Source organism: Bradyrhizobium sp. BRP23, from assembly GCF_020194135.1.
Lineage (GTDB): Bacteria > Pseudomonadota > Alphaproteobacteria > Rhizobiales > Xanthobacteraceae > Bradyrhizobium > Bradyrhizobium yuanmingense.
In genome coordinates, this window is sequence record NZ_JADYVW010000017.1 from 26747 (window position 1) to 42831 (window position 16085).

Consider the following 16085-nt stretch of genomic DNA (forward strand, 5'->3'; position numbering starts at 1 on the left):
GAGAAGGTGGCGCGAAGCGCCGGATGTGGGGTGTCTATCCACACGCGAACTCGTGGAGGGATACCCCTCACCCGTCTCGCCGCTCTGCGGCGAGCCACCCTCTCCCACAAGGGGAGAGGGTGAAATTACCCGCCGCTACGCCATTCTTTCCCACAGCCGGTGCGCGAGCACGCCGACGCGTTTCTCGATGGCGGCTGCGGCATCGAGGGCGAGATCCTCGCGATAGCGGCCGGCAATCAATTGCACGCCGATCGGCTTGCCGTCATGCAGCGCCACCGGCACCACCGCGCCGGGCAGGCCCAGCACGTTGATGGCGGAGATGAAGCGGATCTCGCCCCAGAAGATCTCGCGCACGCGCTCGGAGCTGATGGTGTCCTCGCGCGGGCCCGGCGTCGGCTTCACCGTGGTCGGCGCCAGCACCACCGGATACTCCTCGAAGAACAATTGCCAGGCGCGGATGTGGCCGTTGCGCGCGGCGGTCGCCTGCATCCAGCCCTTGAGATCGAGCACGTTGGCCTTGGCCTTCATGCCGCCCCAGGACTTGTGAAAATCCTCGGATGTGACCTTCAGCATGGCGGCCTCCTGCATCATCACGGTCTCGTTGGTGATGATGTCGCACCAGGTCTGCCAGACCCCGTTGATGTCGGGCACCTCGACCTCGCTGACGCGATAGCCGGACCGCTCGAGATGATCGGCAGCCTGGCGCAGCGCCGCGGCGACAGAGGGATCGACGTCCATGTCCTCGGGGATCTTCGCCAGTGCAACCTTGATCGGCCGCTTCGGCCGCTCGCCGACCAGCGGCGCGGGCACCCACCAGGGATCGCGCGGATCGCGCTGGCTCATCACCTCCAAAGCCAGGCGCACGTCGGCGACATGGCGCGCGAGCGGCCCCTGCGCCGACATCAGATGCGCCAGCATCGGCCGCTCCGACGTTGCGCTTCCGTTGAAGGCGGGGATGCGGCCCTGCGTCGGCTTGATGGTGGCAACGCCGTTGCAATGCGCCGGCCAGCGCAGCGAGCCGCCGATGTCGTTGCCGTGGGCGATGGTGCCGATGCCCGCAGCAACCGCCGAGCCTGCGCCCCCGGAGGAGCCGCCGCAGGTGATGTCGGGATCCCAGGGGTTGAGCGTCAGCCCATGCAGGGGATTGTCGGTGAAGCCGCGAAAGGAGAATTCGGGCGTGTTGGTGAGACCGATGACGATCGCGCCTGATCTCTTCAGGTTGCGCACCACGGGCGCATCCGATGGTGCAATGAGGTCCTTGTTGGCGGGCACGCCGTTGAAATTCGGCCGGCCCTCGTAGTCGACATTTTCCTTGATCGTAATCGGCACACCGTGCAGGAGACCGAGCTCGCCGCCTTTGGCGCGCTGCTTGTCGGCCGCCTGCGCCGCTTTGAGTGCTTCCTCCGAGAGATCGACGACGACCGCATTCAGCTTCGGATTGACGGTGCGCATTCGTTCGAGATGCGCTTCCACCGCCTCGACCGCGGAGATGGCGCCGGAGCGGATCGCAGCCGCGGTCTCGACCGCCGACCATTGCCAGGCCGGCCCGTTCGGGCGCCGCGGCTTCGCCGATTTGCCGGCAGCGGCCTTTCCGGCCGGCTTGGCCACGGCGCTCTTGCGGCCGGAGCCCTTCTTCAAAGCCTTCGCCGTCTTCTTCAACACACTTTTCTTCTTGGTCGCCGTCTTCTTCGCCACGCCGCATCTCCTAAAATTGCGCGGCGGAGGTTAGGGACGACGCGCGACCCTGTACAGGTGCGATTCTGCATGGCGCATTGTCGCGACGCTCTGTCGCAATCGCAGCCTTCCATGAGCAAGCTCCTACACCAACGGTGGATTGAGCCGCGCAAAGCCCTCCTGGACGCGATAGGGATAGTACGGATAAGGCGGCATCACCCCGCTGACCTCATCGAGCCGCTTGATCTGGTCCGCGCTCAGCGACCAGCCGACGGCACCGAGATTGTCGCGCAGCTGCGCTTCGTCGCGCGCCCCGATGATCACGGAAGAGACCGTGGGACGCGACAGCAGCCAGGCAATCGCGACCTGCGGCACGGTCCGAGCGGCCTCCACAGCAATCGCATCGAGCACGTCAACGACGGCGTAGAGGCGCGCATCGTCCACGGGCGGACCGAACTGTGCGGTGGCATGCAGACGGCTTCCTTGCGGCAGCGGCTGGCCGCGCCGGATCTTTCCGGTGAGCCTGCCCCAGCCCAGCGGGCTCCAGACCAGAGCGCCGACGCCCTGATCGCGCGCGAGCGGCATCAGCTCCCATTCATAGTCGCGCCCGAGCAGCGAGTAATAGACCTGGTGCGCGACATAGCGCGGCCAGCCATGCCGGTCCGCGATCGCGAGCGACTTCATCAGCTGCCAGCCGGCGAAATTCGAGACGCCGACATAGCGCAGCTTACCGGCGCGCACGAGCATATCGAGCGTGGACAGCACCTCCTCGATCGGCGTGAACACGTCGAAGGCGTGGAGCTGAAGCAGATCGATATGGTCAGTGCCGAGCCGTCGCAGCGCCGCATCGACCGAGGCAAGCAGCCGCTGCCGCGACGAGCCGGCATCGAGCGGACCGTCGCCCATCGGCAGGCTTATCTTGGTCGAGATCAGCACCTTGTCGCGGCGCCCCTTGATCGCGGCACCGAGGATCTCCTCGGAGGCGCCGTTCGAATAGACATCGGCGCTGTCGAACAGATTGACGCCGGCATCGAGACAGATATCGACGAGCCTGCGGGCTTCATCAGTGCCGCTGCGGCCCCAGGCGGAGAACAGCGGACCTTGTCCGCCGAACGTGCCGGTGCCGAAGCTGAGGACGGGGACTCTGAGCCCGGAAGCGCCGAGATTGCGGTATTCCATAATCGTTCTCCTATTCCGCCGGGCACGCCGCGACGGTGGCCGGCGCGCGATCGAGCCGGAGACTCCACAGCGCCAGAACGAGGCCAATGACGGTGATGCCGGCCGCGACCAGCGGCAGCGCCGAAAGGCCGAGCCCGCGGGCGATGGTGACGCCGCCTACCCAGGCGCCGAGCGCGTTGCCGAGATTGAACGCGGCGATGTTGAGGCTGGAGGCGAGCGTCCGGCCGCTGGGACCTGCGGCTTCCAGCACGCGAAGCTGAAGCGGCGCGACGGTCGCGAAGGCGGCGGTGCCGAGTAGCAGGATCAGCGCGACGGACAGGATCTTGATCGACAGCACGGCCGCCAGGCCGAGCAGCACGATCGCAAGCGCGGCAAGCGTGCCGGTCAGGGCCCGTGCGAGGCCGCGGTCCGCAAGCTTGCCGCCGGCGATATTGCCGATCCCAAGGCCGACGCCGAACACCAGCAGGATCGGCGAGACGGCAGCCTCCGAAAAGCCGGTGAAGCGCGTCAGGATCGGCTGGATATAGGTGAAGACGACGAACAGGCCGGCGAAGCCGAACACGGTCATGGCAAGTCCGAGCAGCACCTGCGGACGGCCGAGCACGGCCACTTCCTCGGCAAGCGAGATCGGCTTGTCGCCATCGCCGACACGGCCGGGGACGAGCGCGGCGACGACCGCAAACGCGATCACGCCGATGACAGTCACCGCCCAGAACGCCGCGCGCCAGCCGAGCATCAGGCCGAGCCAGGCACCGAAGGGCACGCCGAGGAGCGTCGCGACCGTCAGGCCGATGAACATGGTGGCGATCGCAGACGCACGCTTGTCCTCGGCGACGAGGCTGGTGGCCACCACCGAGCCGACGCCGAAGAACGTGCCGTGGGCGAGGGAGGTCAGCACCCGCGCGGCCATCAGCAATTCGTAGGTGGGCGCGAGCGCGCAGGCCGCATTGCCGAGCGTGAAGATCGCCATCAACGCCAGCAGCACGGTTTTCCGCGGCAGCCGCCGCGTCGCCAGCGTCAGCACCGGCGCGCCGACGAACACGCCGAGCGCATAGCCTGATATCAGCAGGCCCGCGACCGGGACCGAGACGTGCATGTCGGCGGCGACCTGCAGCAGCAGGCCCATGATGATGAATTCGGTGGTGCCGATGCCGAAGGCACCGGCGGTGAGCGCGAGGACGGCAGGAGGCATGCGTTGCTCCAAGGGATGAGGCGAGCCACGCAGATAGCGGCGCTGCCGCCAAACCATTAGAATGTCCGCAATCCAATCATTTGTGACGTGAATTCAACATGGCCCGTTTCGACACCAACCGCTCCGCCGAGATGGAGGTCTTCGTCCGCGTCGTGGACCTCGGCGGCTTCACCCAGGCCGCGCGAAAGCTGCGCCTGACGCCATCGGGCGTCAGCAAGCTGATCTCGCGTCTGGAGGCGCGCCTCGGCGCGCGGCTCGTCAACCGCACCACGCGCAAGCTGACGCTGACGGCGGAAGGCCAGGCCTTCTACGAGCGATCGTTGCGCATCCTCGCCGAGATGGAGGAGGCCGAGCGCGAGGCGGCCTCGGGCGCGGCGCCGCGCGGCCGCCTCACGGTCAACTGCAACATCCCCTTCGGCATGCTGCATGTGATGCCTTTGATCCCGCGGTTTCTGGCGCAGCATCCCGACGTCACGCTCGATCTCGTGCTGACCGATACGGTGATCGACCTGATGCAGGAGCGCGCGGACGTCGCCATCCGCGTCGGTCCGCTGCGCGCCTCGCGGCTGGTCGCGCGAAAGCTCGGCACCAGCCGCATGGTCGTGGTCGGCGCGCCGGATTATCTCGCCCGTTGCGGCATGCCGAAGATTCCGGCCGATCTCGCCGACCACCGCGGCATCGGCTGGACCTTTCCACGCAGCATCCGCGGCTGGCCGTTCAGGCGTGGCGACCACGCCGAGGAGGCCCTGCCCCCGCCGGTCGCGCGCGCCAGCGACGGCGAAGCCGCCCGCCGCCTCTGCCTCGGCAGTGTCGGTCTCGCGCGCCTCGCGCTCTTCCACATCGGCCCCGACATCGAATCCGGCCGCCTCGTCCCGGTGCTGCAAGGCTACAATCCCGGCGACCGCGAAGACATCCACGCCGTCTATGTCGGCCACACCGCCCCACTCCCGGCACGCGTGCGCGCGTTCATCGATTTCCTCGCCGAGCACGTGCGGGTGAGCGACCCCGCGTTGAAGCGGACCGGGGATGGGAAGTGGAAGCTGGTGGGGTGAAGCGGCGGCGAGCGCAGGAGAAGCTTGCCCCCCGGCAGGCTTGCCGAGTCCACCTTCGCCCTGCGGGCTTCGGCGCGCCAGCCTTGCGCAAACGTCGTTTGCGAAGGCTGGCGAGGAGAGTGTCAGTCCAGGGATGCCGGGCGAGCCAACGCCGGCGAAATAAATTGCTTCTGCATTGCGGCCGCGCTTCCTAGGGTCGGCCTGTGCTTGGCCAATTCCAGCGTCCTCACGAGCACGGTCAAGTGTGCGATTCCGAAAAAGAGGCGACCACGATCATGAGCAATGCCATCACTGCCACCGGAGAGAAGCCGCTGACTCCAGCCATGCTGCGCGAATTGTCGGTGCGGTCCGATTGGCAGGGTCTGATCCGCGCGGCCAGCCACTACGGCGTGATCGTCGTTGTCGGCGCGCTGATCTGGCTGGTCTCATCGCAATACGGAATCGTCTGGGCGTTGCCGCTGGTGGTCGTCCAAGGCTACTTTGTCGCATTCCTGTTCATGGTGGTCCACGAGACCGCCCACAAGACGGCATTTCGCAGCCGGGCGCTTAATCTCGTCTTCGGTCATCTCTCCTCGTTCGCGGTCGGCTTGCCTTACGAATATTACTGTTTATTCCACTGGGATCATCATCGGTATACGCAGGATCCAAAGAGGGATCCGGAACTGCTGTCGGTTCCGATCCCGACCTCGGACGCGCAATTGGTGATCGTCTACAGCGGCTTGCGGCAGGTTGCCTTCCGGGTGGGGCTGATGCTTCGCCATGCGTTGACCGGCAACGCCACGTCACCCTGGATTCCCGAAGGCAAACGCCACATCGTCGTGACAGAGGCGCGTCTCCATCTGGCAGGCTACGTCGCGCTGTTGCTGGCATCGATCGCGTTGCACACCTTGATCCTGTTGTGGGTCTGGGTCGTCCCCGTGATCGTCGGTCAATTGTTTCTGCGTCCGTATCTGCTTGCCGAACACACCGGCTGCGATCGCACGCGCAGCGCCTTCCAGAACACCCGCACCACCTATACCGCCAGGTTCGTGCGCTGGTTCGCATGGAACATGCCCTATCATGTCGAACACCATGCCTATCCTTCGATTCCTTTCCATGCGCTGCCGAAACTGAACCGGATCGTCGCCGATCGGATCGTCTATCGGGGCCCGGGCTACATCGCAGTGACGCGGCAGACGTGGGCCTGGTTTCGCCGCGCACGCAACGGTACCGAAATCCCGATCGGTTCTGATTGAATTCGGCGTCGGGCTTGGCGAAAGCCAGCAGAGCGCCGCTGCCGCAGGCCATGCTGCGCCCAAGGTGTGAGCAGCTTGATGAATTTATTGCCCCGATCACGGTCGGAAGCTGTTTTGCTTGCGCAAAAAGTGGACAGCAGGGCCTTGTCGATTAATTGCTTCATGATCTTCGATCTTCAGACGATCCTGTCGTCAAGGTCGATCACCTCCGATCGCCGGCATCACAGGGGTTTGGCATGCGATCAACAACTGCTCTTCGCTTCGCCGTGTTCGTGCTATCTGCGTCCTTCCTGTTTGCGCCGTCCGAGCGCGCGACGGCCGAGGAATTGCTGAAGGCGCGGCTCGCCCAGAATCTTGGGCCGATCTCGGGACTGGCGATCGTTGCCAATGCGAAGGGCCTTTTCGCCAAGCACGGGCTCGACATCTCGGTCTCCAACTTCACCAGCGGGAAGCAGTGCCTCGATACGGTGCTTGGGGGAGGGGCGGATTTCGCGACAACAGCCGAGGCGCCGGTCACGGCGGCCGCGATGGCGCAACAGCCCATCGCCTTCGTGGCGGGGATGGAATATTCGGATCTCAAGACCATGACCGCAGCTTCTGCCGGAATCAAGACGAAGGCCGATCTGCGTGGAAAGCGAATCGCCTTCACGGCCGGAACCGGCAGCGAGGTCTACACCTCGGTTCTGTTGAAAGCGGCGGGCCTGACGTCGAAGGACGTGACGCTCGTCAACCTGCGACCGCAGGAGATGCTCCCTGCGATGGCGGCCGGCAGCATCGACGCATTCGACACCTGGGAGCCACACGTCGCGAATGCGAAGAAGGCTCTCGGCGAAGGCGCGATCCCGCTTGATACCAAAGGTCTCTACTCGGAGACCTTCAATATCGTCGTGACGCAGTCTTACCTCGCCGCCAACCCGGCGATCGTCAGCAAGTTCCTGGCGTCCCTCATCGAAGCCGAGGGCTGGCTCAAGGCGAATTCGGGTGAAGCAATCGACGTCATCGCAGCGGCGACTGGGATGAAACGCGATGAATTGGCGTCGATCTGGACGGACTACGTCTACCATGTGCGCCTCGACGACAGGATTCTCACGACTCTGAAAACCCATGCCGCCTGGCGGCTCGAGACCGGCAATCATCCCCCTGGAGCGAGCATGCCCGATTTCACGAAAGTCCTGGTGACGGCGCCGCTGAAGGCGCTCGATTCAGCTCGCGTCACGCTGGGGGCACGCCCGTGAGCGTCGGCAGACGCAGCAGCGCGACCGAACGGCTGAGCGTACTGGTCGCCGTCCTCTCCGTGCCCGCCTTCACAGGCATGTGGGAACTGGTTGCGCGCTCCGGCATCGTGAACACCGTGCTGTTTCCGCCGCCATCGACCGTCGCCGTTGCCGTTCTCGAATGGATTCGCAGCGGACAATTCTTCGCCGACCTGATGGCGAGCCTCGCGCGCGTGGCCGCGGGATTTGCCATCGGGGCCGCGGGCGGAATCGTGCTCGGCATCCTGACCGGCCGATTTCGACTGGTGTCCAGCCTGCTTTCGCCCTTGTTTCACATCCTTCGTCCAATTCCTCCCATCGCCTTCGTGCCGATCGTCATCCTTTGGTTTGGCCTCTCGGAAACAGGCAAGCTTTTCCTGGTCGTTTGGGGCGTGTTCTTCACGGTATGGCTCGCGACCCACATCGGGGTGCAGAAAGTCGACCACGGACTTATCCGAGCCGCCCAGATGCTCGGCACGCCGCAATCGCAGATGCTGTGGGAGATCGTCCTTCTTGGCGCGCTGCCCTATATCACGGTCGGTCTTCGAACCGCGGTGAGCATCTCCTTCTACACGCTGGTCGCCGCCGAGTTGGCGGGAGCGTTCGCCGGTATCGTTTATCGTATCGAAATTGCGCAACAGAACATGCAAACGGGTCAGGTCATGGGCGGGCTGGCGGCTCTCGGACTGCTTTCCTTCGTCGCCGACCGTTCCTTCGCGATTCTTGCCGAACGTGCCGTGTGGTGGCGATGACCCCTAGACTGCTTCGTCCAGACCAGCCGCTCAGGCTCGTGGATACGTACCCGCCGTCCGCCGCGGCGCGTCAGGCGATCATCCGGGTCGAGGATTTGAGCATCGTCTTCGATGCGCCGAGCGGGCAGGTCATCGCGGTCGACCGCGTATCCCTGGCAGTAGCCCAGGGAGAATTCGTCTCGATCGTCGGTCCATCCGGCTGCGGCAAGTCCACGCTGCTGAATGCAATGGCCGGCCTCGAGCGGCCGTTCGGAGGCCAGGTGCTCATGGCCGGCGAAGCAATGCGCAAGCCACGACCCGAGATCGGAATGGTCTTCCAGCAGCCACATCTGTTTCCGTGGAAATCGGTGCGCAGGAATATCGCGCACGGGCCCCGCGCTCTCGGCAAGCCGAAAGCGGAGGCGCTGCGGATTGCCGACGGCCTCATCGAGATGATCGGCCTGACCAGATTTGCGTCGGCATATCCGCACACGCTATCCGGGGGCATGCAGCAGCGGGTTGCGATTGCCCGTGCCCTCGCCAATCAGCCGAGTGTCCTTTTGATGGACGAGCCGTTCGGAGCGCTGGATGCGCAGACCCGGGCGGTCATGCAGGACAATCTGCTCGAACTCCGCGAGCGGATCAACGCAACAATCGTCTTCGTCACACACGACATCGATGAAGCGATCCTTCTCTCTGACCGTGTGCTGATCATGAGCGCCGGACCTGGCCGCATCCTCAGGGATCTTCAGGTGAGCCTGCCGCGGCCGCGCTCCAGCGCCATTGTCGCGGAGGCCGCCTATCTCGCCCTCAAGCGGGATTGCCTTGACCTGATCCGCTCGGAAGGCCGCAGGGCCTTCGAGCAGATGGAAATCAAGACGTAGGCGCCTGACGATATGTTCTGGCATGGCTCTTGAATAGCTTTCCCCTGCGGCGGCAGGGGAGCGAGCAGATGTCAGCGGCAAGTCTCAGGAATGCGACCGGCATCATGCTGGCGGGATCGGATGCTCTGGTCGGGTCCCTGCCGAGCTTGTTGGATCCGTTGTGTGAGGCTGACCGGCGCCGTGTCCTCGCCATCGGACGCGAGGAGGTTCTGCAGGCAGGCAAGCATGTCTGGCGTCAGGGCGATCTGCAGAACGGCATATATCTGATCGAAGAGGGGCGTATTCGCAGCTACTACGCGGCGCCTTCCGGACGCGAGGTGACGCTGGCCTACTGGTTTGCCGGCAACTTCGTCGGCGGCCCCGATCTGTTCGGTGCTGGTGCCCACGTATGGTCTTCGGTTGCAGTGGAACGAAGCCGAGTGACGTTCTTGCCCGGCCCAGCCCTGCGTGCGCTGGCGCTTCAATCGGCAAGTATCGCAGTCGCGCTGCTGGATGCGCTCGCCTTCAAGGCACGGTGCTACTCGGCCATGGCGCAAATGCTGGGGACCCGCTCGGTGACCGAGCGGCTGCATCGTCTGTTGGTCTTCCTCTCGAAGATCTACGGTTCGCAGCAGGGCCGCGAGATCGTGATCGGGATCCCGTTCACGCATGGTGATCTCGCCAATCTGATCGGCTCAACCCGCCAATGGGTGACGGTGCAGCTTTCCCGCATGCAGGCAAGAGGCGTCATCCGTTATCACCGGGGCCTGATTGTGATCCTCAATCTGCGCGCCCTCGATCTCGAAGTGGTCTAGGAGGCGGCCTTCGGATATTCCTTTAGATCGAACAGTCTGGCCTTCGCATCGGGCAGCCATCGTTCGGCAAGGTCGAGAACAACATGGTCGCGCCACGCAGGTGCCAGCAAAGTGATACCCATCGGCATGCCGTTGCCGAGCGTTGCATTGGGAACCGACACCGCGCACAAGTCCACGAGATTGGCAAAATAGGAGTAGTAACCGAGGCGGTTGTTGAGCGTGATGGGATCTTCCATCATCTCCGCAATCGTGAAGGGGCGTGGCGCGGTCGGTACCACCAGAACATCGATCTCCTCGAAAAGCGTTTGGATCTGGCGTCGCAGCTTCCAAAGTCGATGTTGCGCGGCGAATGCATCTGTTGCGGAAAACCGGGCAGCTCCGCTCAGCACGTTGCGGATGACGTCAAGCAGGTCTCCATGATCGATGTTCATGAGCTTGCTGATCGCCGCATGACGTTCGGCAATCCAAGGCCCTGAAAAGAGCATTTCACCGGCTTCGGCGAAAGGCGCGAAGTCAATGTTCCTGGCTTGACCTCCCAATCCCGAAAGCCTCGTGCAGGCCTGCCTGTAGAGGTCATCGCATTCCGGCATGCCGAATGAATTGAGATGACCGACAGGGACCTGGCCGAACCGGAATTTGCGAGGAGGTGGGAAGGACGAGGCAATCCGTTGGCGGCTAAAGGGATCACTGTCGTCGAATCCTTCGATCAACCCGAGCAGAATTCGACCTTCGGCAATGGAATTGCAGAAGATCGAGGGACAATCGAGCGTCGGACAGTTCGGCACAAGTCCCCGGGACGAGACGAGGCCGACGGTTGGCTTGATCCCGATGATTCCGTTGAAACCTGCGGGAATCCGGCCTGAGCCGCCGGTATCTGTGCCGAGAGCGAAGGCAACATGGCCGGATGCTACGGCAGCAGCCGAGCCGGAGCTCGAACCGCCGGAGACATACAGATCGTCCGCCGCACTGGAACAGGCGCCGTAGGGGGAGCGGGCGCCAGACAGTCCGGTTGCGAACTGATCCAGGTTGGTTTTGCCAAGACAGATCGCACCCGCGGCCGCCAATTTCTCGACGCATCTAGCCGATTGCGCAGCCCTATATTCGAATGACGGGCAGGCTGCTGTCGTTGGCATGGCCTCAACGTCAATATTGTCCTTGACGCCGAATGGCACGCCAAGGAGCGGCAGGACTTCACCCTCTTCCGCTCGTTGCACAAGGGCATCAACCTCAGCCAGCGCTTCTTCCATGGGCCGCACATAGATCCAGCAATTGCGGTGCCGGTCCCGCTCGATGCGCTCATAGGCGCTTATGATGATGGAGGCTAACTCGGCACGGGAACGGAGGGGTCGGCTCTGCGCGGATAGGATCGCTTGCGGCACGGAATAAGCTCCTGAGGGCATGACCCCACGAATATGAAGCCGCTGCCCAGCAATGAAAGCAACTAAGCGCCTCAACCGCACCGGCGGGACTCGAGCCTGCAACCAAACCGTTATGAGCGGCAGCAAATGGCGGAGAGAGTGTCAGTCAATCCTGATTGACGTATAAGCTGTTTTCATTCCGAAGGGCGGCAATCAACGGTCCTGGCTACTGGGCGCTTAGACACGCCTCGTAACATGACGAGGTAATGAAGATGGCGACGAAACGGCTCTTTGACGACTTTGACTTCGAAGGCTTCTGGAATGACTGTCCGTATTCCCTGGAGAACTATGTCGAGCCTCCGCCGACCGACGAGCTGATCGCCTCCATTGAGCATGAAATCGGAGGGTATCGGCTGCCGGCGGCCTATGTCGACCTCGCACGGCGCCACAATGGCGGAATGGTCAAGCGCAACTGCCATCCAATGAAGGAGCGTACAGGCTGGGCGGAGGACCACGTGGCTATCGAGGGGCTCTTCGCTCTTGGCCGTACGTCCACCTATTCACTCGCCGGGAAGTTTGGCGCCAAGTTCATGATCGAGGAATGGGGCTACCCGCCGATTGGCGTCGGAATCGCCGACACGCCGGCCGGCGGCCACGAACTGATCATGCTGGACTACCGGAGCTGCGGAAAGCGGGGCGAGCCGCAGGTCGTGTACGTCGACCAGGAGGATGACTGCCGTATCGTCGTCGTCGCGCCGGACTTCGAGACCTTCATTCGCGGCTTGGTCGAGGAGTCCGAGTACGACACTGCTGAGGAGGATCGGGCCGCTGCGATCGCGACCGTCGAGCGGGGAACGTTATCGCCAATCGTGGTGCGAGCCTTGGCCGCCGTCGGCGACCGTCTGCCGCACGGCGAGCGAATGTTGCGCACCTTGGCCCGGCAGATCGTGGACGAGAAAGGCTTCTTTGCCCTGCACGACGACGAGCGCTCACATCTGATGTATGGACTGATGTTCTGGCTTTATTCGAGCCTTCGTACGGCCAGATCCTTCGAAGCTTTCTTGGGCCGGTCCGAGACCGGCACCTCCTACGACTCGCCTTGTTACGAGCTGATGATCGCTTTCGACCTTGTCACCGAACCTTACGGCTTCAACACGCGCGGGTACGCCGAGGGCTTTGTGAGGGACTGGTGGGACGCGTGCGTCGCCCGCGGGCGACATGGCCGAGATGGCGGAAGGCTACCGTCTGACTTCCAGGGCCGAGGCGGCCCTGCTCGGGCGCTTGGCGACAATTGCTGGCCCCGAAGGCAAATAAGCCGGCGCGATTGATTTGAGCGGGTGGCGGAGAGAGTGGGATTCGAACCCACGGTACGGTTTCCCGCACACACGCTTTCCAAGCGTGCGCCTTAAGCCACTCGGCCATCTCTCCGGAGCGCCCTCTCTTGAAGGGGCGCCGACGATTTTGCAAGGGATCGCGGAGATATCGGGCGATTTTTCCGCAACTTACTGTATTTGCAGCACAATATTCGGCTCCGCGGGCACCCGAAGCGGCCGCGGGGCTGAACCGCGGGCGGCCCTGGCGCGACGATTCACGGCAAGCCGCCACACACGACCGGGGACGCCATGACCATCCGCAAGACCATCGCCGCCCTGAGCCTGATTTCGACCCTCGGCTCCGCCCTTGCCGCGCCGGCCCTGGCCCAGGTCTGCACCCGGCAGGGGGTCGACGTCAGCTGCGACGACGGCCGGCGCGGGGTGCTTTCGGGCGATGCCATCCTCTGGCCGGACGGCACGCGCTCCAGCTCGGCGCCGCATCAGAGCGTGATCATCGGCAACAAGAGCTCGGTGCATGTCGGGCCCGGCGTGTTCGTCGGCCAGGGCAAGGGCGTGGTGCCGCTGGATAATCCGAACGCGCCGAACAAGCGGCAATGCGCGATCCTGGACGGCGTGTCGTATTGCTATTGAGGGGCGCTCTTGCCTTCTCCCCTTGCGGGAGAAGGTGGCGCGAAGCGCCGGATGAGGGGTTGCATCCACGAATCTTGCTGCGAGACGTTCACGCGTGGAGAGACACCCCTCACCCGTCTCGCCGCTGTCGCCATAGCCGATGCAAAGCATCGGCGTTGTTAAGAACGGCGGCCAGAGGCCCCTATGCCACCCTCTCTCCCACAACAAGGGGAGAGGGTGAGATCGAGCCAAGCTGAGATTAGATCAACCGCACGCCTGAGATCGCCGACTTCAACCAGCGCAGCGCCTGCGGCGGCTGGGCCGCGAGCGGCGCCACGGCGGCCTTCTCGGTGCGGCACTTCTCGAGCTCGGCGACGAAATCGGCGGACCATTGCTGGATGGTGTGGCCGCGCAGCTTCTTCATCATCGCATCCCAGCGCATCTTGCGCTCGGTGAGCGGCATGGATGCCGCGACCGCGACCGCGCGGGCCATGCCGTCGATATCGTGCGGATTGACCAGCAGCGCAGCGTCGAGCTCGTTGGCGGCGCCGGCGAACTTCGACAGCACCAGCACGCCGGGATCGGCGGGATTTTGCGCGGCGACGTATTCCTTGGCGACGAGGTTCATGCCGTCGTGCAGGGGCGTCACCACGCCGACCTGCGCGGTGCGGTAGAGACCGGCGAGCACGGCCTGGCTGAAGCCTTTGTTCAAATAGCGGATCGGCGTCCAGTCGACCTCGCCGTGGCGGCCGTTGACGTCGGTGACGAGGCGCGCGACCTCGTTCTGGAGATTGCCATAGGCCTCGATGCCGCCGCGCGAGGGATTGGCGATCTGGAGCAGCGAGATGCTGCGCGCAAACTGCGGCTGCTCGGTCCAGAGCCGGTCGAATGCGCTGATTCGGTTGACGAGACCCTTGGAATAGTCGAGCCGGTCGACGCCGATCGCGAGGCGCTCGCCGTTGAGGCTGCGGCGCAGGCGCGACACATCCGGATGCGCGGCCGACTTCGCGGCATAGGCGGCGAACTTCTCCGCATCGATGCCGATCGGGAAAACTTCACAGCGCGTGCGCCCATGCTGCGAGACCACGACCCCGTCCTCGATGGTGAGGCCGAGCTCGGCGCCGACATAGCCGAGGAAGTTCTGCCGATCTTCCTCGGTCTGGAAGCCGAGCAGATCATAGGCCAGCATCGCGGTGATCAGCTCGCGATGGTTGGGTACGCCCTGCATCACAGCAGTGACGGGCCACGGCGTATGCAGGAAGAAGCCGATGGGATCATCGACGCCGAGCTCGCGCAGCTCGGCACCAAGCGCGAGGAAATGATAGTCCTGAACCCAGAACGCAGTCCGGGCTTTGCGGAAACGCATCAAGGCGCGCGCCATGAAGGCGTTGACCTCGCGATAGCTGACATAGTCCTCGCGCGAGACGCGGATCAGGTCGCTGCGCGAATGCAGCGCCGGCCACAGCGCCGAATTGGCAAAGCCTTCGTAGTATCCGCCGTAATGGGCCGCCGGCAGATCCAACGTCGCAATCGCGCCTGTCCCGAGCGCCTCGATCTCGGCGAACGGCTCCTTCTGGTGGCCATCACGCACCCGGCCGGAGGAACCGACCCAGATCGCACCAGAATGTTCCACAACGGGAAGCAATGCCGCCGCAAGGCCGCCCGTCATGGGCTCGTTGGGTTTGCCGCGGGCGACGCGATTTGAAACGACGATCAAGTTCACAGGTCGTCCCCTCCTGTTCATTCCGCCCCATTTAACTGCCGTTCATCAATATGGTTCCTGATCATCGTTTCAACCAATTGAAACCAAAATCGGGCGTGCGCGTTGGAACTGGTTTCGCTCGTGGAACCCAGTCATTTCGCTGCAAAGACAGCGTTTCCGGTCCTGTTGCGCAGCATGCATTGCAGCGCGCAATGGCGCTGCGATGGAAGCCTTTGTGTCTGCGAGATGACGCTGCCTTGGTTTCACCTGGGATCGAGCAGATGTGCAAGGAACGCACGCACATCCGCCGGCGCATCGAAGTGGCCATTCACGCCCATGGCGCGGCGGCCGACCGAGAACGCCAGCCCGTCCATGTCGGGCATGATCGCGAACACGGTCTCATCGGTGACGTCGTCACCGATGAACAGCGGACGACGTCCTTTGAACGGCGCGCGCTTCATCAACTCGCGCACGCCGCTCGCCTTGGTGAATCCGGAATGCTTGATCTCGCAGACGAACTTGCCCGGCAGCACCTCGATCGGCGCATTGGGCAGATCGGCGCGGATCAGTGAGACGGATTCGTAGATCGCCTTCTCCGCATGCGGCGCCAGGCGGTAATGCAGCGCGAGCGAATAGCCCTTGTCCTCGAGCAGGATTCCAGGGCTGAGCTTGGCGATGGCGGCGAGGCGCCGCTTCAGCTCCTTGTCGAGCGGCGGCGCGTGCAGGGCATCCGCTTCACTGTCCACGGCCAGCCGCATCTCCGCGCCATGACCGGCGACGGCGCGGAACACGTCGGGCGCGAAGATCAGGTCGATGTCGTTGAGCGAGCGGCCGCTGACCAGCGCCAGCGCCCCCGAGGTGCGCTCGGTCAAAGCTTTCAGCGTTTCCGACAGGCCCGGCGGCACCCACACCTCGCGCGGCGTCGGCATCAGCTCAAGCAGCGTGCCATCGATGTCGAGCAGAATGGCGATTTCATCGAGATGCGGCACCAACGCATGCGGCACCGGCACCGTTTCCGGCGTCTCGTCGTCATCAGGTATGGTGAGCTTCTGGTCCAACGCCATTTCCGCAAGTTCCGATTTCATCAG

At 64.0% G+C, this 16085-nt stretch carries 14 protein-coding genes and 1 tRNA gene; 8 read left to right on the plus strand and 7 right to left on the minus strand.

Going from position 1 to position 16085, the window contains the following annotated elements; translation table 11 throughout:
* Positions 1–135: 135 nt before the first annotated feature.
* The 3 genes from I6F24_RS31965 to I6F24_RS31975 form a co-directional block, all read right to left on the minus strand.
* A complete protein-coding gene (locus I6F24_RS31965; protein ID WP_036026171.1) occupies positions 136–1695 on the minus strand; it encodes an amidase family protein in 1560 nt (519 codons plus the stop codon).
* Positions 1696–1818: 123 nt separating this feature from the next.
* Entirely contained in the window at positions 1819–2853 is a 1035-nt protein-coding gene (locus I6F24_RS31970) for an aldo/keto reductase (protein WP_036026169.1), read from the minus strand.
* Between the two features lie 10 nt (positions 2854–2863).
* Entirely contained in the window at positions 2864–4045 is a 1182-nt protein-coding gene (locus tag I6F24_RS31975) for an MFS transporter (protein ID WP_036026203.1), read from the minus strand.
* 98 nt (positions 4046–4143) lie between these two features.
* Between I6F24_RS31975 and I6F24_RS31980 the strand changes: the two genes are divergently transcribed.
* The 6 genes from I6F24_RS31980 (at position 4144) to I6F24_RS32005 (ending at position 9994) form a co-directional block, all read left to right on the plus strand.
* Positions 4144–5097, plus strand: coding sequence for a LysR family transcriptional regulator (locus tag I6F24_RS31980; RefSeq protein WP_109141763.1), 954 nt, complete (start codon positions 4144–4146; stop codon positions 5095–5097).
* A 275-nt stretch (positions 5098–5372) separates the two neighbouring features.
* Entirely contained in the window at positions 5373–6332 is a 960-nt protein-coding gene (locus I6F24_RS31985) for a fatty acid desaturase (protein ID WP_225148648.1), read from the plus strand.
* 236 nt (positions 6333–6568) lie between these two features.
* A complete protein-coding gene (locus I6F24_RS31990; protein ID WP_225152598.1) occupies positions 6569–7567 on the plus strand; it encodes an NrtA/SsuA/CpmA family ABC transporter substrate-binding protein in 999 nt (332 codons plus the stop codon).
* Between the two features lie 107 nt (positions 7568–7674).
* Positions 7675–8337: an ABC transporter permease gene (locus I6F24_RS31995; RefSeq protein WP_225152596.1), complete on the plus strand. Its 663-nt coding sequence runs from the start codon at positions 7675–7677 to the stop codon at positions 8335–8337.
* Positions 8325–9200: an ABC transporter ATP-binding protein gene (locus I6F24_RS32000; protein WP_081492950.1), complete on the plus strand. Its 876-nt coding sequence runs from the start codon at positions 8325–8327 to the stop codon at positions 9198–9200. Before I6F24_RS31995 ends, I6F24_RS32000 begins: the two co-directional genes overlap by 13 nt.
* Positions 9201–9268: 68 nt before the next feature.
* The gene (locus I6F24_RS32005) at positions 9269–9994 is read left to right on the plus strand and encodes a Crp/Fnr family transcriptional regulator (protein WP_036026163.1); all 726 of its coding nucleotides are present in this window, start codon (positions 9269–9271) and stop codon (positions 9992–9994) included.
* Here the strand turns inward: I6F24_RS32005 and atzF are convergent.
* Entirely contained in the window at positions 9991–11373 is a 1383-nt protein-coding gene (gene atzF, locus I6F24_RS32010) for an allophanate hydrolase (protein ID WP_225152594.1), read from the minus strand. The two genes, I6F24_RS32005 and atzF, sit on opposite strands and share 4 nt — an antisense overlap.
* 245 nt (positions 11374–11618) lie before the next feature.
* Here atzF and I6F24_RS32015 point away from each other — a divergent pair, with 245 nt between their 5' ends.
* On the plus strand, positions 11619–12680 hold the full coding sequence (locus tag I6F24_RS32015) for an SMI1/KNR4 family protein (RefSeq protein ID WP_225152592.1): 1062 nt from the start codon (positions 11619–11621) through the stop codon (positions 12678–12680).
* A gap of 10 nt (positions 12681–12690) precedes the next feature.
* On the opposite strand, the gene I6F24_RS32020 is transcribed toward I6F24_RS32015, so the two are convergent.
* Positions 12691–12780, minus strand: a tRNA-Ser gene (locus I6F24_RS32020).
* A gap of 194 nt (positions 12781–12974) precedes the next feature.
* Here I6F24_RS32020 and I6F24_RS32025 point away from each other — a divergent pair.
* Positions 12975–13316 (plus strand): hypothetical protein, encoded by a 342-nt coding sequence (locus tag I6F24_RS32025; protein WP_036016053.1) that lies wholly within the window; start codon positions 12975–12977, stop codon positions 13314–13316.
* A 238-nt stretch (positions 13317–13554) separates the two neighbouring features.
* On the opposite strand, the gene I6F24_RS32030 is transcribed toward I6F24_RS32025, so the two are convergent.
* Together I6F24_RS32030 and otsB are read right to left on the minus strand one after the other, a co-directional pair.
* Positions 13555–15018 (minus strand): trehalose-6-phosphate synthase, encoded by a 1464-nt coding sequence (locus tag I6F24_RS32030; RefSeq protein WP_036016051.1) that lies wholly within the window; start codon positions 15016–15018, stop codon positions 13555–13557.
* Between the two features lie 242 nt (positions 15019–15260).
* Positions 15261–16082 (minus strand): trehalose-phosphatase, encoded by an 822-nt coding sequence (gene otsB / locus I6F24_RS32035; RefSeq protein WP_036016048.1) that lies wholly within the window; start codon positions 16080–16082, stop codon positions 15261–15263.
* Positions 16083–16085: the final 3 nt, after the last annotated feature.